The following is a 23,302-nucleotide window of genomic DNA, read 5'->3' as shown; positions in this document are numbered from 1 at the left end:
AACCGGCTGAAGGCGGCGGGACCCATCTTTGGCGACGGCAGCAAACCCCGTCGAGCTCCGGTCACACGCCTGCCCCCACTCGTCCGACATGCCGTGGACCGGCCCGGCGGACGAACCTTGATCCTCAGGCCGCTTTCAGGCGCGCGCCCTCTGGAACCAGCCCGGTGGCGAGATAGCGCCACAGGGCGACCAGCAGCTTGCGCGCCAGCGCCACCGCGGTGATCTTGCGGATGCGCCCGCGTCCGGTGCCGAACCGCTCGACGAACCAGCGGGCGAGCCCGCTGCCCGGCTGATAGCGCAGCCACAGCCACGCCAGCTCGACCATCGACTTCCGCAGGAGTGGGTTCCCGGCCTTTGAGATGCCCTGGTCGCGCTGTCGGTCGCCGCTGGCGTACGGGTTCGGCGTGAGCCCGGAATAGGCGGTCATTTGCTTGCGGTTGGCGAACGGCTGGTACAGCGCCTCGCGCACCAGCACCGTGGCCAGCTCGGTGCCGATGCCACCGAGCCGGGCCAGACGCGCCACCTTCTCGGCGTCGGCGTCCGTGACGGCCGGATCCGCCACGGCGGCATCGCGCTCGGCCTCGGCGGCCGCAACCTGTTCGAGCACGAGTTCCAGCCGCCGGAACTCGCGCTCGATCTCGCCGCGCAGGCGCTGAGGCAGGTCGCGCCCGTCGCCGGTGCGCACCTCCTTCAACCGCTCCCAACGGTCGCGTCGCAGCGGCTGGAACGTGTAGACGCCCTGGGTGGCGAGCAGGCCCTTGATCCGGTTGACGTGCTGCACCCGCTCCGCGATCAGGCGCTGGCGCTCGCGATGAGTGCGCCGCGCATCCTCGCGCTCGACCGAGGGCACCTGCACCATGCGGCAGGCGGCGTGATCGCCGCGGCACCACGCCATCAGGGCCCGGAGCAGCATGGCCGCGTCGAGCCGGTCGGTCTTGGCCCGTCGCGCGCGGCGGTCGACCTGGAGGCTGCCGGGATCCATGACGAAGCAGGTGATTGCCTCGGCCGCGAGGCGGCGCTGCAGCCAGAAGCCGTCGTATCCGGCCTCGTAGCCGAGGATGATCGCGACCTCTCGGCCGGAGCTGCGCTGTTCGCGAGCCTGCAGGCGGCGCAGCAAGGCGAGCAGGCCCTCCACGTCGCCGCCGCTCACCCGGTGTGCAGAGGTCTTCCCGCTCGGGACGGCCTGGGCGGCCAGGAGCCATGCCGACTTGCTGAGTTCCAGCGTGACGAACACAGCAACCTCAGGCAGGTTTGTCTGGATCTGTTCACGATCAAGCATGGCCAACTCCGGTCCAAGGTCAGAGAACCGGAGAGTGATCCAATCTCCAGCTCCCTGCATGGTATCTTTGGCCATTCATGCGGCGTGGCAGAGCGCGTAGGCCCAGGGCGCTGGCAAACGGAAGCGGGGCTTTGTTCGGGCGCGTCGGCGCGGTGATGTTGCTAAAGTCCGCTCGCCGACCGGCCGAGATCATCGTCGATGACCTCGACGTCGACAAAGCCGCGCTGGCGGGCGACATCGACCAGATTGTACTGGCGCCGTTTGCTCTCGAGATTGGTCATGACCTGGGATTGCGTCGACTGCCGCACATAGACGACCGCCGTTCGCTTCAGGATGGCTGGCGGGAGCAGCTCAGCGCTCGTCATCGTCAAGCTCCTCGACGCCGAGGCCGCCGGCCTGCATGAGGATCTGCGCCAGCATTGCGACGACCGTGTCGCGTTCCTGAGCGCTCAGGCCCTCCAGCCCGTCCTGTTCGAAGAGGAAGCTGATCTGCCGATCCGGCACCGCGGCCGGCCGCTTGAAAGGTTCCATCCTGTGCCTCCGGAACGATGCCGACATCGCTCCGGAACTTTGCGGGGCTGTCTGCCCCACTCAACAGCCGCGCCAGCTCGATCAGCGCCGTGACATCGACGCGCGGAGACCCGGACGTCATGCCGGCGCAGTGAACCGGGTCGAACATCCATCCGGCCATGACGATCACAACGCCGGAAGGCGCTTGCACCAGGAGAATCGGGCCGTACGTCCGCTGCTCGACCCGGCGCACCAGCACCTTCCGGCCGGAATGGGGGTGCCCGCGATAACGAACCTCCGCTTCCTGCCCGACATGGGCAGAATGAACGGGTGATGGCGGTCGGGCGCAAGAACTACCTGTTCGCCGGTTCAGATGGCGGCGGAGCGCGGTGGGCCGTCATCGCTTCTTTGATCGAGACGGCCAAGCTCAACGGCGTCGAGCTCTATGCCTACCTCACCGACGTGTTGACCCGGATGAGCAGCGGTCATCCGGCCCGAGATCTCGACGTACTCCTGCCTTGGAACTGGTCGACCGCCGTCAAACCGGCAGCAAACGTGTGAAAGCCTGACGCTTACCATCGTTACCCTCCTGGATCGGAAGGAAACGTCCGGGGCCGGGGATCCAATCCATGCCCCTGACGGAATCCCATGGGCCGGACCTTGGGCTCGGCACCGACGCGCCACGCCCGCGACCGTTCGTGAGCCATCACATGACCGACCTCCCGAGGCCGACACCGGGCCCGGCGTTCATGGACAGAACCGCCCAGCATGAGCTGGCGAGGGGATCTGAGCCGCGTCGGCTCAGTCGCGTGGATGCCCTGCCCGACCGTCGGCGTGCGATTTGGGCTCGGGCGGACCCCGAGGCGGACGGCTGGCCGGTCCCGCGGGAGAGCCCCTTCACAGGAACTTGAGCGGGTCCTTCTCGGGCGGGGGCGGGGCCACGTCGGCCCGGTTCCACCAGCCGCCGCCGAGCGCCACGAACAGGGCGGCGGTGTCGGCGTACTGGGTGGCGCGCGCGCCCGCCGAAGTGACCAGGGCCGAGAGGTAGCCCTGCTGGGCGATCAGCACCTGGACACGGGCCGCTCCAGGTTCGAGGCGTCAACGTCGGCTTCAAGGCCATACACGAACGGGCCGCTCTGCCAAGCATACCCGCCGAACAGGCCGCCGAGCGCGGTGGTCGCATCGCGCCCGGCATCGTTGCGGCCCGTGGCATCCCCGGTGCGGAATTCCGGCACCGAACGGCGGCCGATCATGCCGGAACCGAAGCCGAAGCTGCCGAAGGCGTCACCGGCGCTGCCCTGCCATCCGATATAGCCGCCCGCCCAGGCACCGAAGGAGGGCAGGTGCGTCGCGTCGTGTGGCGTCGGCGTGGCGAGATTGGCCCCGTGGGCGCCGGTGGACACGCCAGCGAGCAACGTCGCAACCCCTGCACCTGCGCGGAGGCGTCCTGCGGCCTGTCTCCACCGGCTCATCGTGCCGCCTCCACATGCGTGAACCGAACCCGGACTAGCGATGCGGTGACCAGGACACGATGCGGCATCCGCCCAAACTTGGCCGCGCTGCTAACCATGGACGAGCGGCTTCGTGCAAGCCCGCCGCCGGGTTCGGGTTGAGCTGACGACCCCGGCCGATGAGATAGCCACGCGTACCACCGAGGTAGACACCGCCCTCACGCCCCTCGCCACGCCTATGGAGCGGGACGGGGAGAGGCCGAACTTCCAGAATTCAAGCGGCATAGCGTGTGGGTTGCTCGCAGCGACGGCAGCCATGCCGCTCTTCCCATCGGCCGTAATCACGACTGCGAACCCGCGTGCGGGCGAATGGGGCGACATTCGAAACGCATCGTGGTCGTGCGCGCGATCGATCGTTCCCCGAATGCCGCGGGTTCGGTCAGGGGCGCGTCACCGCCGAAACAGGCGGCAATCTCCGGGTGCGCCTGTTTTATCGACGGCCGATGACGGTTCGATGCCACTTGTGAGCTTCTCGGCTGCGCAGCACAGCTGGCGCGGGGCGACCGGTACGGGCGCCACCCCCCGGCCTCGAAGCCTGCGCTGGAGGGCGTGCGTGGCGTCCATGTCGTCCCGTCCGGGATGATCCCGGCGGGACAGGTTTGCGGGAACCGGCTTGCTCTCGAAAGGAGGACGGGGCCCGCAGGTCGGCCGATCGTCGTCCGCTGACGAAGCCCACTGCGGCGCACCGCTCATGAAGCCCCGGGCTCAGGCCGCATCGTCATGTCCGGGCACCAAGGCGGCGATTGTCCGATCAAGGCCGCATATGGCGTCGCACCGAGCCCGATTATCTCGGCGGTTTGTGGATCGGCCGCCATCGTAGGCCCGGTGCGGATGATCGCGACCTGCTTCACGGGGTCTGCCCGAGGATTAGGTCCGACGCGTGCCGGGAGGCCGGGTGGCCTGTGGCCGCCTGGTGGGCGACCGAGCACGCCTCGTAGTGGTCGCCCCTGGCCAGCATGGTCAAGCGCCGCTCGCCGGGAACAGCCTTCCTGACGGCCAGGAGCGCGCGTCCAGACGGCCACGACACAGTCTCGGCACCCGGCTCGGTTTGCGGCTGACCGTACCGCCGCACGCCCTCCCGGTAGATGGCCTCGTAGCGCGACGGCAGTTCGGCCTCCGAGAGCGGACGGCTGAGCCAGATGACCTGCTGCAGGCCCTCGTCCCGGCAGACTTCCAGGATGACCTCGTCCGTATCGATGCCCGCGGCCAGCGGACGGTCGTGGAAGTAGGTCAGCGCCGTGATGTTCGCTTCGCGGTCGACCATCGAGGGCTTCGGCACCGTGTCGACGGGTCCCCAGGACAGGCCAAATGGGGCTTCCTGAGCATGGGCTCCGTGCAGGCAGCCGAGCCAAAGCAGGGTCGACAGGGCGCTGCGTCTCATCGTCGTCTCTCCCTCCGTTGATCCGCGACGTCCCCGCACGTCGTCGCTGGCGCGCGACTGAATCATGGATTGCGATCTCGAGCGGCTCTTCCGGACCGAGCACGAGACCCCCCGCGGGAATACTCCGAGATCATCGATGTTGGGCTCGAGCACGACTGTGCGCAACCATTCCTTGCAGCGCTGGTTCTCTCGTCGCTATCCCCGGTTCCAGGGCGAGACGGTGTTCTCATCGGCCTCGAACGGTATCGGACTTGCGCCGAGAGCTGCCGGAAGATGGCCGCCTAGCGCGCGAGGCGCTCGTCGAGCGTCTCCCCTCATACCATGTGTCAGCCGTCTCAGGTCGAGGAGATACGTCATGATCGATGCAAGCCAGATCAAAGAGCACATGGAGGTCAAGGCGTCCGATGGGCACCATGTCGGCACCGTCGACCACATGCAGGGATCCGATCAGATCAAGCTGACCCGGAACGATCCGGCCGCGCACGGCGCGCATCACCTCATCCCGCTCGCCTGGGTCGAGCGCGTCGACGCGCATGTGCACCTCAGCAGGTCGAGCCAAGAGGTCATGACGCAGTGGCAGAGCCAAGGCTGAGACCGACCGCTCCTTGCTCCTCTAGCGGCTAAAGGTTCTAGGCTGCCGGGGAGCAGGAGGATCTCATGACGGGACACAGTGCGGACGCCGCGCGCGAGAACGGTTCGACCTTCACCTGGAAGGTCGAGGGGATGGATTGCGCCAGCTGCGTCGGCAAGATCCAAACGGCGTTGGCCAAGTTGCCGGGCGTCAGCGACGTCAGGGCTTCGACGATCACCGAGACCCTGACCGCCACGATCGATCAGACCCAGATCTCCTCAAGGACCGTCGAGAAACGCGTGGCCGGCCTCGGCTACACGCTCACGCGCAAATTGCCGCCATCCCTCACTTCCGGTCCCGAGCACGAGCTGCTCGGCCGCCGCGATGCGAACGCAGCACACGGCTGTGGTGAGCCGGGCTGTGACCAGGACGAGCAGGCACCCCTGACGGCGGCAGACCAGCATGACGGCGTTCTCGCAAAGCAAGGGCACGCACATGGCGAGAGCGCTGACAGGCCTTGGTGGCAGGCCAGCAAGGGCCGTCTGGTCCTGTTCACCGGCGCCATGCTCGCCCTGGCTTGGACGATCAAGCTCAGCGTTCCCGCGCTGGCCTTCTGGGCATTCGTGGGCGCGACGCTGGTCGGGGTCACGCCGGTCGCCCAGCGCGCCATCGCGGCCGCGCGCGCCGGCATGCCGTTCACGATCGAGATGCTGATGTCGATCGCCGCTGCCGGCGCCCTGTTCATCGGCGCCGCGGAGGAAGGCGCCCTCGTCGTGTTCCTGTTCGCGGTCGGCGAGGTGCTGGAGGGCGTGGCGGCCGACCGAGCCCGCGCCGGCATCCGGGCGCTCGGCGAACTCGTCCCGAAAACAGCGTTGGTCGAGGAGAACGGCATCGCCCGAGACGTGCCGGCCGCCTCGCTCACGATCGGCCAGACAGTGCTGGTGCGACCGGGCGATCGCATCCCGGCCGACGGCGTCATCCTCTCCGGCACGTCCGGCATCGATGAGTCTCCTGTGACGGGGGAATCCTTCCCGAGCACCAAAGGGGCGGGGGACGGCGTCTTCGCGGGCTCGATCAACCGCGAGGCGGCACTCCGGGTGCGCGTCGCCAAGGCCGCCGAGGATAACACGATCGCGCGCATCATCCGCCTCGTCGAGGAGGCGCAGGAGGCGCGCGCGCCGACGGAGCGCTTCATCGACCGCTTCTCGCGCTGGTACATGCCGCTCATCGTCGGCCTCGCCCTCCTCGTCGTTCTGGTGCCGCCGCTCCTGTTCGGGGGGGCTTGGTCGACCTGGGTCTATCGCGGGCTCGCGCTCCTGCTGATCGGCTGCCCGTGCGCGCTCGTGATCTCGGTGCCGGCCTCGATCGCATCGGCCCTGTCGGCCGGCGCGCGCCGCGGCTTGCTGATGAAGGGGGGCGCCGTGATCGAGGCGGCGGCGAATACGCAGGTCATCGCCTTCGACAAGACAGGCACGCTGACCGAAGGAGCGCCGCGGGTGACGGACGTCGCGGTCTATTCCGGTAGCGAGGCTGAGGTGCTGCGGCTGGCTGCGGCCGTCGAGACCGGATCGAACCATCCGCTCGCCGTCGCGATCGTGGAGTGGGCCAGGACGACGGGCTGCCGGATCCAGCCCGCCGACGGGGTCAGGGCCGTTCCGGGTCAGGGCGTGACCGGCTCGCTCGGCGGGCAGGAGATCTTTCTCGGTGCTCCGCGCTTTGCCGAAGGCGGTACGACCTGGCCGGCCGGGGCGAGCGAGCGGAGCGCCGCGCTTGAAGCGGAGGGCAAAACCGTCACGGCGCTCGTGGTGGGCGGCCGTTTGGTGGGGCTGATCGCCCTGCGCGACGAGCCGCGTCTCGACGCGAAGTCGGCTCTTGCAGCCCTACAGGATCTCGGCATCCGTCCGATCATGCTCACAGGCGACAACGCGCGCACCGGTGCGGCGATCGCGAGCGCGCTCGGTCTGGAGTTCCGCGCCGAGCAGATGCCCGATGACAAGGTCGCGGTGATCCGGGCGCTCGGGGTGGGGGGCCGGGTCATGATGGTGGGCGACGGTATCAACGATGCACCTGCACTGGCGGCGGCGAGCGTGGGTATCGCCATGGGTTCGGGCACCGACGTGGCCCTGGAGACCGCCGACGGCGCGCTCCTGAGGAGCCACACCTACGACGTCGTGGAGATGATCCGCTTGGCGCGGGCCGCCATGGCCAACATCCGCCAGAACATCGCCGTCGCGCTGGGGCTCAAGGCGGTGTTCCTGGTCACGAGCGTGCTCGGGCTGACGGGCTTGTGGATCGCCATCCTGGCCGATACGGGGGCCACCGTGATCGTCACCGCGAACGCGCTGCGCCTGCTCGGGTTCTTCGGTTCCGGCGGCACGCAGGGCGGGGGCGACACGGCGCAGCCGAGCGAGGCTCTCGAGCCCGCGGCGTGAGCGCGTGCGTCCCTGCCCCGCAGTCCGGGCTCATCGCTGGAGGAGCGGCGGTTGGGCCGGTTCGCTGCCCCGAGGAATGCCGGCGCCGCGGCGAGCCATCAGGCCGTGATCGTCAGGGTGTCGACGCATCTTTTTGCTCCGCCGCCCGCGTCACCGGGACGCTGTGATCGTCCGCTCAGGAAAGAGGAACCGGAATGGGTGCAGGGCATGATCATGGAGCAACCCTCGGCGGCTCGGCCGCGGGGCGGCACCGCGGGCGCTTGGTCTGGGCGCTCGGGCTGACCCTGACCTACATGGCCGCCGAGGTGGTCGGCGGCTTGCTGACCGGCAGCCTCGCGCTCCTGGCCGATGCCGCCCACATGCTCACCGACGCAGGAGGTCTTGCGCTGGCACTCCTGGCGATCCGCTTCGGCGAGCGGCCCGCGACGCCGCAGCGGACCTACGGCTACCTGCGCGCGGAGGTGCTCTCGGCGCTGGCCAACGCCGTCGTGCTCCTCGTCCTCACAATCTACATCCTCTACGAGGCCTACCGCCGCTTCGTCGACCCGCCCGAGGTCATCGGCGGCCCGATGCTGGCGGTGGCGACCGTCGGCCTGGTGGTCAACCTGATCAGCATGCGCCTCCTGTCCGGCGGCTCGTCGGAGAGCCTGAACGTCAAGGGCGCCTACTTCGAGGTGCTCTCCGACATGCTCGGCTCGCTCGGGGTGATCGTGGCGGCGGTGATCGTGATGGTCACGGGCTGGCGGCTGGCCGACCCGATCGTGGGAGCCGGCATCGGCCTGTTTATCGTGCCGCGCACCTGGAGTCTGCTCAGCCAGGTCACCCATATCCTGCTGGAGGGCACCCCGCCCCAGGTTGACGTCGTGCTGCTGGAGCGCCGCTTGGCCGAGATCCCAGGCGTGGCCGGCGTGCACGACCTGCACGTCTGGACCATCACCTCGGGTCTCGACGCGATGAGCGGGCACTTGGTGGTGCCTGGGGCGGGTGACGCCGCCCGCGTGCTGCGCCACGCACGGCAGATCCTGGCGGACGAGTTCAAGGTCGATCACGTCACGATCCAGATTGAGGATGCGGCGCTTCGAACCGAGGAAAAGGCTCTGCGCATCTGAGGGACCTGAGCCGCTCGGCCTCCGCCGCCGATGGTGTGTCCCCGTCGCAATCCAGGAATACGGAACTTCGATGTCAGCTTGGGCCTACACGCTCATCCCAGCCCTCGCGACGGTACTAGGGGCCGCCGTCGCCGCCGTGCGTCAGCCTGGCCCGGCGGTCACCAGCGCCGTCCAGCATCTCGCCGCGGGCGTCCTGTTCGCCGCGGTCGCGGGCGAGATCCTGCCCGACCTCAAGCATCAGCAATCCCCGATCGCGGTGATCGTCGGCGGAGCCCTCGGTGTCGCCCTGATGCTCCTGGTCAAGCGCCTGGGAGAGAAGGCGAAGGGGTCGACCGGGCTCATCGCGACGGTCGGGATCGACATCCTGATCGACGGCCTGGTCCTCGGCATCGGCTTCGCGGCCGGGGCGAAGCAGGGCCTGTTGCTGACGGGCGCACTCACGCTCGAGGTGCTGTTTCTCGGGATCGCGGTCGCCTCCAAGCTGAAACAAACGAGCGGATCCGCGGGACGTGTGGTCGGTACCGTGGCCGGTCTCGCGCTCCTGCTGCCGATGGGCGCACTTCTGGGCACGCCGATCGGTGCGCTGCCCGGACCCTATCTCGCCGGCTTCTTCGCCTTCGCGCTCGTCGCGCTGCTCTATCTCGTCACCGAAGAGCTGCTCGTGGAGGCGCATGCCGTACCCGAGCAACCCTGGACTACCGCGATGTTCTTCATAGGCTTCCTCGGCATGCTGGTGATCGAGGAGATCGCCACCTGAGTCGTGCCGGCTCGCGCATCGGCGATCATGCTGAAAGCTACCTTTGCCCGTGGGGCGCACCGCGCAACGCTATCGAGAAAGAACCGTCACGTCGATGAAGTTCACGGCCTTCAGCCTCTGGGAGGTGGCATCCCATCTCGTCGATCTCGCGATCGCCTACGCGCTCGCGGCGCCGATCGGGTGGGACCGCGAGCAGGAGGAGCGCTCGGCCGGCATCCGCACCTTTCCCCTCGTCGCGGTTGCCGCCTGCGGCTTCGTGCTGGTCGCGATCCGCGTGCTCGGGGCGGACTCGACGGGACAGGCCCGCATCCTGGAAGGCGTGATCACGGGCGTTGGCTTCATCGGCGGCGGTGCGATCCTGAAGCATGCCGGGCGTGCCTCCGGCACCGCGACCGCCGCCAGCCTGTGGGCCACGGGCGCACTCGGGGCGGCGGTGGGCTACGGCCTCTATGACATCGCCGCCATCCTGAGCCTCGTCACCTATCTGACGCTGCGCTACCTCGTGCCGCTGAAGCAGGCCGCCCACCACGGTGGGGGCGATGCCAACGGTAGAGGATCCGAAACCGATCCAGAGGAGCCGAAAACCGATACGGCCGCGCGTTCGTCGGGCGCCGTGCCGGACCGGAAAGGGGCAGCCAATCCGTCATTTCCCGGCAGGGACGCTTGAAGCAGTCTCAGGCGACGAAGTGTCTCATTCCGGCCAGAGGGGTGCATACCTTGTGCTTGCTTGCGGTCGATCGTAGATCAGGGCTGCGATGACGAGCCTGCGGTACCCTTGGATGAGCGACTCGGCGCGCCTGCTGCGCGCTGCCGTGGCGTGCCTGGTGGCCTTCGTGTTCGCTTTCTCCATCATCACCTCTGAAACTGCCGCGGCACCGAGCCCCATCCAGAGCGATGGTCTGCTGACGCTGTCGTCGCAGTCGGCTGCGGATCACACAAGCTCTAGCGACCCAGCGGATGCGGGCATTCTGCTCCACGTTCACTGCGGATGTCACCAAGTGATGCGGGCCGAGCCGGTCACGTTCGAGCCGGTTCGGACGGCTGACAGAGTCGTCTATCGCGTCCAGACCGAGCCGCTCGCCTCCCGTCCCGCCTCCCCGCTCCGCAGACCGCCCCGAGTCTGACCCGTCCCACCGCTGCGGTGGGTGTTCGTCGCTCGAGCCTGACCCAGGTGCCGGGCGTTGAGGTCATGTGGGGTTTGGGACCGATCGACTGCGCGCCGTCGCGCAGTCGACACCCGAAGACCCGGTCGAGGTCAGCGTCATGCGTGCCATTCTCATTTTGATAGTTCTGGCGGTGGGCGTCGCGATCGGCGGTGCCGTCCCGCGCGTGTCTCAGGTCATCCAGGGAGCCTTGGCGGCGACGGGCCTGATGAAGACGGAGCCCGTTCCGGAAAACCCAGCGGCTCCGAAGGCCGAAGCCGAGAAGCCGGCCGGCGAGAAGGCGGAGGACCATGCCGCCGAGGGGCAGATCAAGATGTCGCCCGAGCAGATCACCAACCAGGAGATCGCGGTCGCATCGGTCGAGGGCGGTGTGCTCTCACGGCACCTGATGGCGCCCGGCACAATCACGCCGGACATCGACCGGGTCGCGCGGGTCCCCGCCCGGGTCGTCGGCACCGTAGCGGAGATGCTCAAGCGTCTGGGCGATCCCGTGAAGAAGGGCGAAGTCGTCGCCGTCCTCGACAGCCGCGAGGTGGCAGATGCCAAGAGTGAGTATCTGACGGCATCGGTGCGCGCCGAGTTGGAGAAGACCAACTACGACCGGCAGCAGGCGCTCTGGGATAAGCGGATCTCAGCCGAGGCCACGTTCCTTCAAGCACGAGCTACCTATTCCGAAACGCAGCTGCGCCTGAACCTAGCCCGGCAGAAGCTCTCCGCTCTGGGGCTCAACGCGGATGAGGTTGCGGCGGCGCAGAAGCGGGATGAGGCTACCCCGAACCAGTCGAGCCTGCGTCGATACGAGTTGCGCTCGCCGCTGACTGGACGCGTCGTTGAGCGCAAGGTCGACGTCGGGACGACGGTGGGCGGTCAGGGTGACCCGGCCGACCTCTACACAGTCGCCGACCTCTCCACAGTCTGGGTAGAGCTCGCGGTGCCGACCACGGATCTCGCCAAGGTTCGGGAAGGCGCGGAGGTTCTGATCGCCCCCCGAGACGAGGATGCGGGCCAGCGGGCAAAGGGCAAGATCATCTTCGTCAGCCCGATCCTGAACGCTGAGACCCGCTCGGCCCGCGTGATCGCGGCGCTGCCCAACCAGGATTTCAGCTGGCGGCCGGGCACCTTCGTCTCGGCCGAAATCCAGGTCGGCCAGGACAGCGCCAAGGTGAAGGTGCCCCGCGACGCACTCCAGAGCATGGGTAATGAGAAGGTCGCCTTCGTGCGCACCGCGGACGGCTTCGAGCGACGTGATGTCAAAACGGGCAAATCGGACGATGAGTCGGTCGAGATTATTGCCGGTTTGACCCCGGGTGAGGAGATCGCCGTTAAGAACACCTTCCTCCTCAAGGCTGAGCTCGGCAAGGGCGAAGCCGAGCACCACGACTGAGACGGGACGCTCGCCATGATCAGTCGCATCCTCGACTTCTCGGTCCACCAGCGCTGGCTCGTGGTGCTGCTGTCGCTGCTCGCCGCCGGCTTCGGTGTGTTCTCGCTGACCAAGCTGCCCATCGACGCGGTGCCGGACATCACCAACAACCAGGTGCAGATCAACACGGTCGCGCCCTCCTACTCACCCGTCGACATCGAGAAGCAGGTCACCTACCCGGTCGAGACCGCGCTCGCTGGCATCAAGGGGCTCGAATACACCCGCTCGCTGTCGCGCAACGGCTTCTCGCAGGTCACCGCCGTCTTCAACGAGAAGCTCGACATCTACTTCGCCCGGCAGCAGGTCGCCGAGCGCCTCAACCAGGTCAAGAGTGACCTGCCGCCCGGGGCCGAGCCGCAGATGGGCCCGGTCTCGACTGGCCTGGGCGAGATCTACATGTGGACAGTGAACTACAAGAAAGCCGGCGAGAAAGCGCCCGTCCTCGACGGTAAGCCGGGCTGGCAATCCGACGGCAGCTACCTGACCCCGGAGGGGCAGCGCCTCACGACCGAGCTGGAGAGATCAGCTTATCTCCGCACGATCCAGGACTGGATCATCCGCCTTCAGATCAAGACCGTCCCGGGCGTGGCCGGCGTCGACGGCATCGGCGGCTACGAGAAGCAGTACCACGTCCAGCCCGATCCCGCGAAGCTGACCGCCCTCGACCTCTCGTTCGGCGACGTCGCCCGGGCGCTCCAGGCCAACAACGCCAACCAGGGTGCGCGCTACCTGGAGGACAACGGCGAGGGCTATGTCGTGCGCGCGGCCGGACGCCTGGAGAGCATGGACGAGATCGCCAACGTCGTCGTCACCACCCGCGGCGGCGTTCCGGTGCGCATCCGCGACATCGCCGAGGTGCGGATCGGACGTGACCTGCGCACCGGCTCGGGCAGCGAGAACGGCCGGGAAGTCGTCGTCGGCACGGCCCTGATGCTGATCGGCGAGAACAGCCGCACGGTGGCGGCGGCCGTCGACGCCAAGATGAACGAGATCCGCAAGTCGCTGCCGCCCGGGATCGAGGTGCAGACGGTCCTCAACCGGACGCTGCTGGTCGAGGCCACCATCAAGACGGTGGCCCGGAACCTCGCCGAGGGCGCGACGCTCGTCATCGTCATCCTGTTCCTGCTGCTCGGCAATATCCGAGCCGCCATCATCACGGCGCTGGTCATCCCGGTCGCCATGCTGATGACCATGACCGGCATGGTCGAGGCGAAGATCTCGGCCAACCTGATGAGCCTGGGCGCCCTCGACTTCGGCCTCATCGTCGACGGCGCCGTGATCATCGCCGAGAACTCGCTCCGGCACTTGGCGGAGAAGCAGCACGAACTTGGGCGCAAGCTGGAGCTCGAGGAGCGGCTCGCCACGGTGCGGGCCTCGGCCGAGGAGATGATCAAGCCGTCGCTGTTCGGGCAGGCCATCATCATCCTCGTCTACGTGCCGCTCCTCACCTTCACGGGCGTCGAGGGCAAGATGTTCGAGCCGATGGCGCTGACCGTCATCATCGCGTTGGTCGCGGCCTTCGTTCTCTCGCTCACCTTCGTGCCGGCCATGATCGCCATCGTGATCACCGGCAAGGTCACCGAGACGGACAACCTCATCATCCGGGGGTTCAAGGCGGCGTATCGCCCGGCCCTGGCCGGGGCTGTGCGGGCCCCGATGGCGTTCATCCTAGGCTCGCTCCTGCTGCTCGCCGGGGCCGGCGTGTTGTTCACCCGGCTCGGCGCGGAGTTCATCCCGACGCTCGACGAGAAGAGCATCGCCATGAACGCGCTGCGCATCCCCTCGACCTCGCTGTCCCAGTCCCAGGCCATGCAGCTCAAGATCGAGCAGGCGGTCTCGAAGTTCCCGCAGGTGGCCTACGTCTTCTCGAAGACGGGTACGGCCGAGGTCGCCTCCGACCCGATGCCGCAGAACTCCTCGGACACCTTCGTGATCCTCAAACCCCAGGAGGAGTGGCCGGACCCAGAGTTGTCCAAGGCCGAGCTGCAGGAGCAGATTGAGAAAGCCGCCGGCGCCTTGGCCGGCAACGTGTTCGAGTTCTCGCAACCGATCCAGCTGCGCTTCAACGAGCTCCTGGCCGGTACCCGTGGCGACCTCGCCGTGAAGGTGTTCGGCGAGGAGTTCGAGCCGATGCTCAAGGTGGCCAACCAGATCGCGGCCATCCTGAAGGGGACGGCGGGCGCCGAGGACGTCAAGGTCGAGCAGACGCAGGGCCTGCCCTTCCTGGAGATCAGGATCAACAAGGCTGAGGCCGCGCGCTTAGGCCTCAGCACGGGGGCGATCCAGGAGGTGATCGGCGCGGCGATTGGCGGGCGGGAAGCCGGCGTGGTGTTCGAGGGCGACCGGCGCTTTCCCATCGTGGTGCGCCTGACCGACAAGGTCCGCGAGGATCGCGAGGCGCTGGAGAACCTGCCCGTCGCGCTCCCGCCCGGCCCGAACGGGCGGGCCGCCTCGGTGCTGCTGAAGCAGGTGGCGAGCTTTTCCGTCACGGAGGGGCCGAACCAGATCAGCCGCGAGAACGGCAAACGCCGCGTCGTCGTGACCGCCAACGTGCGCGGGCGCGATATCGGCTCGCTCGTGGCCGAGGCGCAGGCCAAGGTTGCGCAACAGGTGCAGCTGCCGGCCGGCTACTATGTTGCTTGGGGCGGGCAGTTCGAGAACCTCGCCTCGGCCCGGCAGCGCTTGATGATCGTGGTTCCGGTCTGCTTCTTCCTGATCTTCCTGTTGCTCTATTCGGCGCTTGGCTCACCGCGGGACGCGCTCCTGGTGTTCAGCGCGGTGCCCCTGGCGCTGACCGGCGGCATCGCGGCCTTGTGGCTGCGCGGCATGCCGTTCTCCGTCCCGGCCGCGGTGGGGTTCATCGCCCTGTCGGGCGTGGCGGTGCTCAACGGCCTCGTGATGCTGACCTTCATCAAGCAGCTCATCGCCGAGGGGCGGCCGAAGCGCGAGGCGATCCTGGAGGGCGCCATGACCCGATTGCGGCCCGTGGCGATGACCGCTCTGGTCGCCTCGCTCGGGTTCGTGCCGATGGCCTTGGCTACTGAGACGGGGGCTGAGGTGCAGCGGCCGCTCGCCACCGTGGTCATCGGCGGCCTGATCAGCGCGACCCTACTGACGCTTATCGTGCTGCCGGCGCTCTACGCGCGCTTCGGCGGCAAGGAGACCCCGAAATCCTCCGTGAAGGACGCGACCAGGGATCGCGCCTATCCGCCGCTCAGGCCGGCCGCGGAGTGAGGCGATCATGTCCCCTCAGAAGCCCCTACGTCTTGGGCGAAGTCACAGATCCGGTCCGGACCGTGCCGCATCAGAAGGCCGGGCGGGTTCGAGAGGGATCCGCCCCATCTTCGCGATGGCACTGCTCTCGCTGGGCAGCACGGCCTTGGCGCAGGCCGCGGAGGCTCCATTTGGGTTGTCCTGGGGGCCTGTGACGACGGTGCCGAAGCCGTCTATGGCGGATCGGGAGGCCAACATCACGGCCCTGTTCTACTTTCATGGGCAGCCGCCGGCTTCCGGGCCGGACACGCAGCAGGTCGTCCTTGAGATCTGCCGGGACGAAGGCCTGCAGCAGGTCATCTGGGTCAGCCGAGACTTCCCGGAAGCCGAACTCTCCGCACGCTACGAGCCCATCTACCAGGAAGGGGTCCGGCGCCACGGCGAACCCGTCAAGGATGGTAGACCGGAGACTGTGGTCTGGTCCGGCGGACACACGCTCCTGGCAGTTCGTTCCGTCGATGGCGGCCGCAAGCGGCTGATCATGATCGCCACCGGCGATCAGTACGAAAAATGCTCCGCGGCGCACGAAGCCGGCGCGGGCCATCCTGCCACCGTTCACACCTCCGCCTTGCACAAGGCGACGACCCCATGATGCCTATGCCGCCTCGCCGAACCGGTTCGCATGCCCCGAGTTCGCAGAGGGAGGACGATTGCCACCTCCAGAGCGCATTGCTCGTGCCAGACGGGCTGCCGGTGAGGCATCGGCCCGTTGCCATGGGATTAGCCGCGCTGACGGCGATCGGGGCAGCGGCCATCTGCGTTCGGGCCGAGACGCTGGAGAGCGCTCGTGCGGGTCTACAGTGTCAATCCGCAGGCCAATACGGGCTGCGCGGGTGTGCGGGCGACCGACGAGACCATGGCCTGGGTGCGGGCAGGCTACCGCCCGACCGTGGCCGTCCAGGCCGGCATAGGGGTTTCGTCGGCGGAAAGAACCTGGCCGGCAGGGGCTTGAAGCAGACCACACGTCCGAGTGGGGCGGCGCTCACCGTAAACCAAACCCTGTTCAACGATGTTCAGATCGGCAACAGCAGCCGGCGCGCGGAGTCAAACGTGCTCAGCCAGTGCGAGACCCTGCGCTTCACGGAGTTACCCCGCTGTTCAACGGGCACAGGCTTATTCGATCAGGTCAAGGATCTCTGGACGGCGTGCGACCGACGGATGGCTGCCGAGGAGCAGAGCAAGGTAATGCAGGCCAAGGTCGAGAGGCTGGTCTCGGACGCCGGCGTTGAAATTTGCTCCGATAGAGCGCCCTTCTCTGCCCGACGGGAATGCTGAAGGTGCAGGCTGGCAAGAGCACGACAGGCTTCTTGTATGCCAAGAGCCAAACCGATCTCATACACACTCAGGTGTCGGCCAGCCGGCAAGTCCGTGGCCAATGGCTCTCGGGGACTTTCCGCATGCTGGTCGATGCCTGTCTTCTGGATGACCCAAAATGGTATGTCCCACTTTCGGAGGCACTCGTACCAAGGCCCGGCGAATGCATTCTCGACTGTGGCCCTGGAAGCGTCTTGCGCGCATTGTATTATGCGGATCGCTTCCCAGACACCGAATTCACTGCGGTGGAGTTCAATCGGCGTCGGATCGCGAAAGCGTTCAAGCGCGCATCTAGCATGAACTTACCCAACTACAAAGCTATGACGTTCGAGGATGCGAGAAGAACGCCGTTCAGTGCAGGTCAGTTCGACAAGGCCATGTTGGTTCTCAATTTACATGGTCTTGAACCGGAGGACAAAATCAATAACTTGCGAGAGCTTCGTCGGATCGTTCGAAGGGGCGGCATCGTCTTAGCGGCGGACATCGACCGGCCGAAGGCCTCGCGAGAAGATGTGATCTTGCGAATCACCCAGCTGCTCTATGGTGCGGAGGCGACCAGATCCCATACGTCGGGGACATGGCCGAAGTTCCTGTCGGAGGCGGGCTTCACGGGCGTGCGCCGCGTATCGGAGCATCCCATCTGGATCGGCCGAATGGCCCTGGTCCGCAGCCGGAAGCAGTGAGATCATGCAGTCGAGCAGGTGAACGCTTCAAAAGGATACCGTGCGAGTTCAATCATGGCTGGAAGGTAGGCTCTGGTTTCGTCTGGTTGCCTCTCGCCGATGAGCCTGACTCGCATCACGCACTCGGCTGCTGCGTTCGTCGCGCAAGTTTATCCGCTGGTCATTCAGAAAGCGCTTGTCCAGATTTGTGGGAAAGATAAGAAAAGATCGTCAGGAGCCCTTCAGACTCAACATCAACATGCGGTCGAATGCCTTCGTGATCGCTATATTCAGGGAATGGTCTCGGCTGACCTCGCTGGCCTTGAGCATTTCCTGCTCGAGGCTGACGGAGCTTGAGGTCGAAAGCGCGTCCCAGGCATCGGAAGCCTTGATCTTCGTTGCGCTAAATGGTGGGTCTGCTGCGTTCAGGTGGCCGCTTGCTGTCGTCGACAGGCTAGCCGTAGCCGTGCGGGCCATGACTTCGGCGAAGGGCAGGACGTCACGCGCTTTGTAATCCGGTGTATTCGCGTTGGCGACATTGCCAGCAATCATGGACTGACGGACCGCAAGGTAGCGAGCCTGCTGCGACACAAGATCAAAGAGATAGACGCCTGTCACTTCAAACTCCAATCCGCATCTCCGGGACTTCAAGGCCTATGAGTGCAGCCTTGTCCGAAGCTGGCGAAGCTTGGTGCGAGTGGCAGCCCTGGTGGAGTTTGCCGATGCGCCTTGAAGGTAATTACCCACGGGGTATGTCCGGGCGCGAGTTGGCGCGTGCCGCTTCGCCTCGCATCGCGTGGACCTCACCCTCTTGCGCAGGTTGGATTTCGCTGATTCCTTCGTGGGATGGGCCGCAGCGATCTTGAGCGGTTGAGCCGCGAGGAACTGATCGAGCTGGTGCTGCGGCTGCAGCGACCGGAGAAGACCTCGCGCACCTCCTCGAAGCCGCCGGCGACCGATCACAAGGACCGGCGCGAGCAATCCAGGCCCGGTGGCGCCAAGCCTGGTCACGAGGGTCACAGCCGCGTCATGACCGACGATCCCGATGCGGTGGTCGATCATCGCCCCGACCGCTGCTCGTGCTGCGGTGGCGCTCTTCACAGGGAGCTGTCGGCCGAGGTCGTCAGCCTGTCTGAGCGGATCGAGCTGCCGGAGGTCGCACCGGTGGTGACGCAGCATCGGCGTCTTGCCGTGCACTGTCCGTCCTGCGGAGCACGGATGGTCGCGCCGGTGCCGGAGGCGGCGCGCGACACCCCGTTCGGGCCACGGCTGCATGCGGTGGCGACCTATCTCAAGACCTTCCAGGCGCTCTCCTACGAGCGGCTGCAGGCGGCGCTGTCCGACCTGTTCGGACTGAGGCTCAGCCAGGGCGGCCTGATGAACCTGCTCCGCCGTGCGCAGGGCCGCTTCCATTCCGGTCGCGAGGCCGCCGTCGCGATGCTGCGCCGTGCCGCCGTCGTTGCGTCGGACGAGACCGGCGTGGGCATCCAAGGCAGCAACGCCTACCACTGGGTCTTCCACTCGACTGACGCGGTGGTGCACACGGCCTCCCCGACGCGGGGCGCCGTCGTGGTGCGGGCGATGATGGATGGGCACCGGCCCTCGGTCTGGATCTCGGACCGCTACACCGCCCAGCAGGGCCATGCGGCCCAGCACCAGACCTGCCTCGCCCATCTCGCCCGCGACGTCGCCTACGTCGTCGAGACCAGCGACGACCCTGTGCCCTGGCGCCTGCAACTCTGGCTGCAATCCGTGTTCGCGCTGGCCGAGCGCGTCACCGACTTGGCCACTTCGACGCGGGCCGCCAAGCGCCGAACTTTGGAGCGGCAGCTCGGCGCCATCCTCGCCGAACCAAGCCGCTGCGACCTGACGCGCGGTCTGCAGGCCAAGATCGGCCGCGCCCGCGACCAACTTCTGGTCTTCCTCGCCCATCCCGGCCAGGTCGAGCCGACCAACAACGGCTCGGAACGGCTGCTGCGCCCGACCGTCGTCCAGCGGAAGATGACCAACGGCTACCGCGCCATGTGGGCCGCCGAGGGCGAAGCCGATATCCGAACCGTCGTCGATACCGCACGCCTCACAGGCGCCAGCCCCTTCGGCACCATCCTCAAGACCGTCGGCGCCTGAACACAGCCACTACGGGCGTGAGTAATTACTGCCGTGGAGAACCTGTCCCATAGCGCGTCCCTCCATGCGGCATCAGTTGTATCACCACACAGCGGGACCAAACATCTCTAGTGAGCCGTTGCGATGCCATCGCCTCGACGGCCGATCGTTCGTGGGAAGGTCTTGACGTAGATATTACGGTTGAGGCGCTACGGTATGCCGGGGCGCTCGAGCGGGGCTGGGCAAAAACCTGGGCCGGGGCGGGGCGCTTCGGTTGACGTTCGATGAACGCCACTTCAAGATCATGAGATGAACCGAACGAGTATTCCGATCCTGAGCGTCACGTCGGCGATTGGCATTCTGTTATCAAGTCCTGCTACGGCCGATACCGTCAAGATCGTTGGCCTTGGCGCCTCGACCTGCGCCCACTTCAATCAGGAGATAGGAGAAAATCCTGCGCTTCAGCGTGATTACTTCGCATGGGCACAGGGCTTCATGAGCGGAGCGCTTATCCGGGCTCCTCAGGGCGTGGACGAGGGACTTGATCTCACGCCTCCATCCTTTCCGCTGCAGGAGCAAGTAGATTTCCTGCGAGCCTTCTGCGCCAAAAATCAGGACCAGGACTACATGGACGCGGCGCGCGCTTTATATCGCCGCCTCCGTGGTCCAAAAACTTAGTTTCAGCTCGCAGGTATTGGATATTTTGATGCACCGGTACCAAGCTTGTTTTTACATCGCGTACGCGGCGCGGGCAATATCTGCCGACTTCCCGATCAGCCGTCCTCAGTGACGCTCTTCATGGTGCGTGCTACGTTCGTGACCTTCACGACGCTCCTCGTGGCGCCCTTCCCGGCGCTCTTGGTGGCCGCCATCGCGGTGCTCCTCCACGACGTGGGGCCCGTGTGAGCCTCCCGGCACCTGCACCCCGCCTGGATTGACGTCAATGTGCTGAGCCATGGCTGCCGCCGGTGCGAGCGTAAGCGCTGCGGTCAACAGCAAAACCGTAGGCATTTTCATTGTCATCACGACCTCCCTTAGTCTTAGCCGCGAGCACTAACGCTCAAGTTCGAATTGGGATCCCGATCCTCACTGACGCCGAGCGGATATCCCGATACACTCTGGATTACGGCGAGGACCTAGCAGGCGCCTCCGTGACGTCGGCAGTCGCGACGATGCTGGGCGGCCGTGCCACGTTTTCACCGGACGCTCCCCGCTCTGCCTTGTTCCGGGGCGCTCTCATCAACACCGGCTCGGTCGCGCCGACCGTGGCGCGCATGGTCCGCTTGGGAGCGAAGCAGGGTCAGTGGCCCTGTCCTCCGTAACCGCCATGGCCGCCGGAGGAGCGTCTGTGACCTCCTCCATACCCAAAGCCGCGACCAGAACCTCCATGGCGGCCGTAAGAGCGTCCATGGCCCCCGGAATAGCCGGGCCGACCGAAGCCGCCGTGGCGGCTGTAGGATCCGCCGTGCCCACGGGATTGGCCATAGCCATGACCCTGAGCGGCGGCCGGGTCCGACAGCGACACGAAGCCGATACCGACCGCCAAGGCGAACAGACCGGCGGTCAGGGCCGCTCCGAAGCGAGGCGCATCTGTCATGTGCATTGTCTCCTGATGAACGGCACGGGCATCGTGTCGTCGTGTCCTCAGGCTAGGCGTGCGCCTTTGAACTGCACCTGAACGGAATGTGCGACCGCCGGACAGCTCGCGCTTGCGGCCACACCGGACGCACAGCCGCAACATGCCCGCCCAACGGATGCCACTTGCCGGCGTTAGCTCCGCGCAACACGGCAGGAGCCACGCATGACGGCCGACGACCTCGACAAACGGGCTGAGCTGACGATCTGGCTTGGAGCAGGGACGGCACAGACCCGACAGGGCCGGGCGTTCGCAACCTTGCGCGAGGCGCTCTCCGCGGCTGTGGACGCGCTGCACGACTCGGAGGCGAGGCCCTGGATCGTGACCGAAGAGGGCGACATCCTCTCGCCCCACTGGATCCGGGCGAACCGCGATGTGGCGCGCCGCCATTGAGGCGAACACCGCGTGGACCGTGCTCAACGGTCGGAACGCTGATGCAAGGGAGGACGCTGGACGTCATGGCCGAGATTGTCAGGTTGCCCGGCCGGTCCACACGCGACACCGGGGCCCTCCAGGACCCGCCAGCCGCCACCCGGCGGCCCCGCAGGTGATGGGTGCGCTGGGCTTGCGCCTCGTCGGTGCGATGACGCTTGCCGGCCTGACCTCGGCCTGCCTCGTCGGACCGGACTATGCGCGTCCCTCGGCCGAGACCCCGCTGGCTTTCAAGGAAGCCTCCGGCTCCCCTGAGCCAGGTTGGCGGGCGGCCAGGCCGAGCGACGCGGTCCCGCGCGGCGACTGGTGGTCGGTCTTCCGCGATCCGGTCCTCGACGGCCTGATCCGCGCCATCGACGTCGACAACCAGACCCTGCGCCAAGCAATCTCTCGGTACGAGCAGGCCAGAGCCGTGGTCCGGCAGGCGCGCGCCCAGCTCTTCCCGACCATGATCGGTGCACCCAGCATCCGGCAATCCGGGAGTGGCAACGAGGCAGAGACCACCCTGACCCTGCAAGGCTCGGCCAGTTGGGAGCTCGACCTGTTCGGCCGCATTCGCCGCCAGATCGAGAGCGGCACGGCCTCCGCTCAGGCCAGCGCTGCCGGCCTCGCGCTCGTGCGCCTCACGAGCCAAGCGGAACTCGCCACGAACTATTTCCAGCTGCGCTATCAGGAGTCGCTCCGGCGGCTCCTGAACGACACCGTCGCGGGCTACAAGCGCAGCCTAGCGATCACCCAGAACCAGTACGCGGCCGGTGTCGCCGCCCGCTCGGACGTGATCACCGCGCAGACCCAGCTCCAGACAACCGAGGCCTTGAGCATCGCGGTTGAGCTGGACCAGGCGACCTTCGCGCATGCCATCGCGGTCCTGAGCGGCCGGCCTCCCTCGGAGATCACGATCCCACGCGGGCAACTCGCCGCACGGCCGCCCAGCATACCCGTGAGCGTGCCCTCGACGCTGCTGGAGCGGCGCCCGGATGTGGCCCAAGCCGAGCGCTTGGTGCAGGCGCAGAGCGAGCAGATCGGCGTCGCTGTGGCGGCCTTCTACCCGAGCGTGAGCCTGTCGGGTTCAGGGGGCCTCTCCGGCGATCCGACCGCTGCGCTGTTTGCGGCCGAGAACCAGTTCTGGTCGGTGACCGGGGCCGCAACGGAGGTCTTGTTCGACGGCGGCGCCCGCTCGGCCGCCCAGCAGGCGGCGCGGGCCGCCTATGAGGCGGCCGTCGCGATGTACCGGCAGACGGTGCTGACGGCGTTCCGTGAGGTTGAGGACGGCTTGGCAGGAGTGCGCATTCTGGCACGGCAGCAGGTGGTGCGGCAGGCTGCCGTGGCGTCCGCCAGCCGCGCCGTGGAGATCGCGCTCAACGAGTACCGGGCGGGCACACAAAACTACACCACGGTGGTGACCGCGCAGGCGCTGGAGTTGAGCAACCGCGTCGCAGCACTGCAGGTCCAGGCCAGCCGCTTCACCACGGCCATTGCGCTGATCCGGGCCTTAGGGGGTGGCTGGGACACGCGCAGTCTGCCGACGCGGCAGGAGGTCATCGCGGCTCGCCTGCCAGTCGACAGCGGGCAACCCCTGCGCGTAGACGAGTGAGCCCTCGGCCATTTGTGCATCGCGTTCTTGGGCGGCAAATCTTGACCGTAAGGCAGGAGATCAGGTGGTGCGCCCGAGGCGATGAGCTTCAAGATACTGGTGCGGGACGGCAGACCAGCGACTGGCGTAGCGTCATCAAAGTGGGGCTA

19 protein-coding genes and 3 pseudogenes are annotated in these 23,302 nt (G+C 67.0%); 15 read left to right on the top strand and 7 right to left on the bottom strand.

Features of this window, described 5'->3' with window-relative positions; translation table 11 throughout:
- Positions 1-124: 124 nt before the first annotated feature.
- The 3 genes and pseudogenes from MFF61_RS14150 to MFF61_RS14140 form a co-directional block, all read right to left on the bottom strand.
- Positions 125-1,279: an IS110 family RNA-guided transposase gene (locus MFF61_RS14150; protein WP_048447862.1), complete on the bottom strand. Its 1,155-nt coding sequence runs from the start codon at positions 1,277-1,279 to the stop codon at positions 125-127.
- A 167-nt stretch (positions 1,280-1,446) separates the two neighbouring features.
- Positions 1,447-1,644 (bottom strand): annotated as a pseudogene (locus tag MFF61_RS14145) (recombinase family protein); the annotation flags it as partial.
- Positions 1,631-1,810 (bottom strand): hypothetical protein, encoded by a 180-nt coding sequence (locus MFF61_RS14140; protein WP_048447860.1) that lies wholly within the window; start codon positions 1,808-1,810, stop codon positions 1,631-1,633. The pseudogene MFF61_RS14145 and the gene MFF61_RS14140, both read right to left, overlap by 14 nt.
- A gap of 306 nt (positions 1,811-2,116) precedes the next feature.
- Between MFF61_RS14140 and MFF61_RS14135 the strand changes: the two are divergent.
- Positions 2,117-2,350: pseudogene (locus MFF61_RS14135) on the top strand (transposase domain-containing protein); the annotation flags it as partial.
- A gap of 336 nt (positions 2,351-2,686) precedes the next feature.
- Here MFF61_RS14135 and MFF61_RS14130 read toward each other — a convergent pair.
- The 3 genes and pseudogenes from MFF61_RS14130 to MFF61_RS14120 form a co-directional block, all read right to left on the bottom strand.
- Positions 2,687-2,860 (bottom strand): annotated as a pseudogene (locus MFF61_RS14130) (histidine kinase); the annotation flags it as partial.
- Entirely contained in the window at positions 2,851-3,204 is a 354-nt protein-coding gene (locus MFF61_RS14125; RefSeq protein WP_157080869.1) for a hypothetical protein, read from the bottom strand. The gene MFF61_RS14125 and the pseudogene MFF61_RS14130, both read right to left, overlap by 10 nt.
- Positions 3,205-4,147: 943 nt before the next feature.
- Positions 4,148-4,681, bottom strand: coding sequence for a hypothetical protein (locus tag MFF61_RS14120; RefSeq protein WP_048447857.1), 534 nt, complete (start codon positions 4,679-4,681; stop codon positions 4,148-4,150).
- A gap of 355 nt (positions 4,682-5,036) precedes the next feature.
- Here MFF61_RS14120 and MFF61_RS14115 point away from each other — a divergent pair, with 355 nt between their 5' ends.
- The 10 genes from MFF61_RS14115 to MFF61_RS14070 all read left to right on the top strand — a co-directional run bounded on the left by MFF61_RS14115 (position 5,037) and on the right by MFF61_RS14070 (position 17,406).
- The gene (locus tag MFF61_RS14115) at positions 5,037-5,273 is read left to right on the top strand and encodes a DUF2171 domain-containing protein (RefSeq protein WP_048447856.1); all 237 of its coding nucleotides are present in this window, start codon (positions 5,037-5,039) and stop codon (positions 5,271-5,273) included.
- Between the two features lie 65 nt (positions 5,274-5,338).
- Positions 5,339-7,684, top strand: coding sequence for a heavy metal translocating P-type ATPase (locus MFF61_RS14110; RefSeq protein ID WP_048447855.1), 2,346 nt, complete (start codon positions 5,339-5,341; stop codon positions 7,682-7,684).
- A 194-nt stretch (positions 7,685-7,878) separates the two neighbouring features.
- Positions 7,879-8,793, top strand: a complete 915-nt coding sequence (locus tag MFF61_RS14105; RefSeq protein WP_048447854.1) for a cation diffusion facilitator family transporter — start codon at positions 7,879-7,881, stop codon at positions 8,791-8,793.
- A gap of 70 nt (positions 8,794-8,863) precedes the next feature.
- Complete coding sequence (locus MFF61_RS14100) at positions 8,864-9,550, top strand: ZIP family metal transporter (RefSeq protein WP_048447853.1); 687 nt, start codon at positions 8,864-8,866, stop codon at positions 9,548-9,550.
- 49 nt (positions 9,551-9,599) lie between these two features.
- The gene (locus tag MFF61_RS14095) at positions 9,600-10,217 is read left to right on the top strand and encodes an MgtC/SapB family protein (RefSeq protein ID WP_425492767.1); all 618 of its coding nucleotides are present in this window, start codon (positions 9,600-9,602) and stop codon (positions 10,215-10,217) included.
- 596 nt (positions 10,218-10,813) lie between these two features.
- The gene (locus MFF61_RS14090) at positions 10,814-12,097 is read left to right on the top strand and encodes an efflux RND transporter periplasmic adaptor subunit (protein WP_048447873.1); all 1,284 of its coding nucleotides are present in this window, start codon (positions 10,814-10,816) and stop codon (positions 12,095-12,097) included.
- 15 nt (positions 12,098-12,112) lie between these two features.
- Complete coding sequence (locus MFF61_RS14085; protein WP_048447851.1) at positions 12,113-15,370, top strand: efflux RND transporter permease subunit; 3,258 nt, start codon at positions 12,113-12,115, stop codon at positions 15,368-15,370.
- A 115-nt stretch (positions 15,371-15,485) separates the two neighbouring features.
- Positions 15,486-16,001, top strand: a complete 516-nt coding sequence (locus MFF61_RS14080) for a hypothetical protein (protein ID WP_048447850.1) — start codon at positions 15,486-15,488, stop codon at positions 15,999-16,001.
- Positions 16,002-16,357: 356 nt separating this feature from the next.
- Positions 16,358-16,684: a hypothetical protein gene (locus MFF61_RS14075; RefSeq protein ID WP_135419748.1), complete on the top strand. Its 327-nt coding sequence runs from the start codon at positions 16,358-16,360 to the stop codon at positions 16,682-16,684.
- A complete protein-coding gene (locus tag MFF61_RS14070) occupies positions 16,678-17,406 on the top strand; it encodes a class I SAM-dependent methyltransferase (protein ID WP_083469527.1) in 729 nt (242 codons plus the stop codon). The genes MFF61_RS14075 and MFF61_RS14070 overlap by 7 nt, the downstream gene beginning before the upstream one ends.
- A gap of 210 nt (positions 17,407-17,616) precedes the next feature.
- On the opposite strand, the gene flgB is transcribed toward MFF61_RS14070, so the two are convergent.
- Positions 17,617-18,015 carry a flagellar basal body rod protein FlgB gene (gene flgB / locus MFF61_RS14065; protein ID WP_210329328.1) on the bottom strand — a complete coding sequence of 133 codons (399 nt, stop codon included), beginning with the start codon at positions 18,013-18,015 and terminating at the stop codon, positions 17,617-17,619.
- A gap of 216 nt (positions 18,016-18,231) precedes the next feature.
- On the opposite strand from flgB, the gene tnpC reads away from it, so the two are divergent.
- The 4 genes from tnpC to MFF61_RS14045 all read left to right on the top strand — a co-directional run bounded on the left by tnpC (position 18,232) and on the right by MFF61_RS14045 (position 23,153).
- A complete protein-coding gene (tnpC, locus tag MFF61_RS14060; protein ID WP_048447848.1) occupies positions 18,232-19,512 on the top strand; it encodes an IS66 family transposase in 1,281 nt (426 codons plus the stop codon).
- A gap of 288 nt (positions 19,513-19,800) precedes the next feature.
- Entirely contained in the window at positions 19,801-20,169 is a 369-nt protein-coding gene (locus tag MFF61_RS14055) for a hypothetical protein (RefSeq protein ID WP_083469526.1), read from the top strand.
- A 1,123-nt stretch (positions 20,170-21,292) separates the two neighbouring features.
- Positions 21,293-21,520, top strand: a complete 228-nt coding sequence (locus tag MFF61_RS14050; RefSeq protein WP_048447847.1) for a hypothetical protein — start codon at positions 21,293-21,295, stop codon at positions 21,518-21,520.
- A gap of 157 nt (positions 21,521-21,677) precedes the next feature.
- Complete coding sequence (locus tag MFF61_RS14045) at positions 21,678-23,153, top strand: efflux transporter outer membrane subunit (protein WP_048447846.1); 1,476 nt, start codon at positions 21,678-21,680, stop codon at positions 23,151-23,153.
- The last annotated feature ends 149 nt before the right edge of the window (positions 23,154-23,302 follow it).

The organism is Methylobacterium isbiliense, assembly GCF_022179325.1.
Classification (GTDB): Bacteria; Pseudomonadota; Alphaproteobacteria; order Rhizobiales; family Beijerinckiaceae; genus Methylobacterium; species Methylobacterium isbiliense.
The sequence above is the reverse complement of the archived record's forward strand: the minus strand, read 5'-3'. Positions and strand labels throughout refer to the sequence as shown.

What these genes read in the sequence shown, in the direction of transcription:
- MFF61_RS14110 (WP_048447855.1), top strand. Translation starts at nt 5,339, where the DNA reads ATGACGGGACACAGTGCGGACGCCGCGCGCGAGAACGGTTCGACCTTC.
- MFF61_RS14045 (WP_048447846.1), top strand. Translation starts at nt 21,678, where the DNA reads ATGGGTGCGCTGGGCTTGCGCCTCGTCGGTGCGATGACGCTTGCCGGC.
- MFF61_RS14090 (WP_048447873.1), top strand. Translation starts at nt 10,814, where the DNA reads ATGCGTGCCATTCTCATTTTGATAGTTCTGGCGGTGGGCGTCGCGATC.
- MFF61_RS14150 (WP_048447862.1), bottom strand. Translation starts at nt 1,279, where the DNA reads ATGCTTGATCGTGAACAGATCCAGACAAACCTGCCTGAGGTTGCTGTG.
- MFF61_RS14120 (WP_048447857.1), bottom strand. Translation starts at nt 4,681, where the DNA reads ATGAGACGCAGCGCCCTGTCGACCCTGCTTTGGCTCGGCTGCCTGCAC.
- MFF61_RS14080 (WP_048447850.1), top strand. Translation starts at nt 15,486, where the DNA reads ATGGCACTGCTCTCGCTGGGCAGCACGGCCTTGGCGCAGGCCGCGGAG.
- MFF61_RS14085 (WP_048447851.1), top strand. Translation starts at nt 12,113, where the DNA reads ATGATCAGTCGCATCCTCGACTTCTCGGTCCACCAGCGCTGGCTCGTG.
- MFF61_RS14140 (WP_048447860.1), bottom strand. Translation starts at nt 1,810, where the DNA reads ATGGAACCTTTCAAGCGGCCGGCCGCGGTGCCGGATCGGCAGATCAGC.
- MFF61_RS14115 (WP_048447856.1), top strand. Translation starts at nt 5,037, where the DNA reads ATGATCGATGCAAGCCAGATCAAAGAGCACATGGAGGTCAAGGCGTCC.
- tnpC (WP_048447848.1), top strand. Translation starts at nt 18,232, where the DNA reads ATGGGCCGCAGCGATCTTGAGCGGTTGAGCCGCGAGGAACTGATCGAG.
- MFF61_RS14100 (WP_048447853.1), top strand. Translation starts at nt 8,864, where the DNA reads ATGTCAGCTTGGGCCTACACGCTCATCCCAGCCCTCGCGACGGTACTA.
- MFF61_RS14105 (WP_048447854.1), top strand. Translation starts at nt 7,879, where the DNA reads ATGGGTGCAGGGCATGATCATGGAGCAACCCTCGGCGGCTCGGCCGCG.
- MFF61_RS14055 (WP_083469526.1), top strand. Translation starts at nt 19,801, where the DNA reads ATGAACCGAACGAGTATTCCGATCCTGAGCGTCACGTCGGCGATTGGC.
- MFF61_RS14070 (WP_083469527.1), top strand. Translation starts at nt 16,678, where the DNA reads ATGCTGAAGGTGCAGGCTGGCAAGAGCACGACAGGCTTCTTGTATGCC.
- MFF61_RS14050 (WP_048447847.1), top strand. Translation starts at nt 21,293, where the DNA reads ATGACGGCCGACGACCTCGACAAACGGGCTGAGCTGACGATCTGGCTT.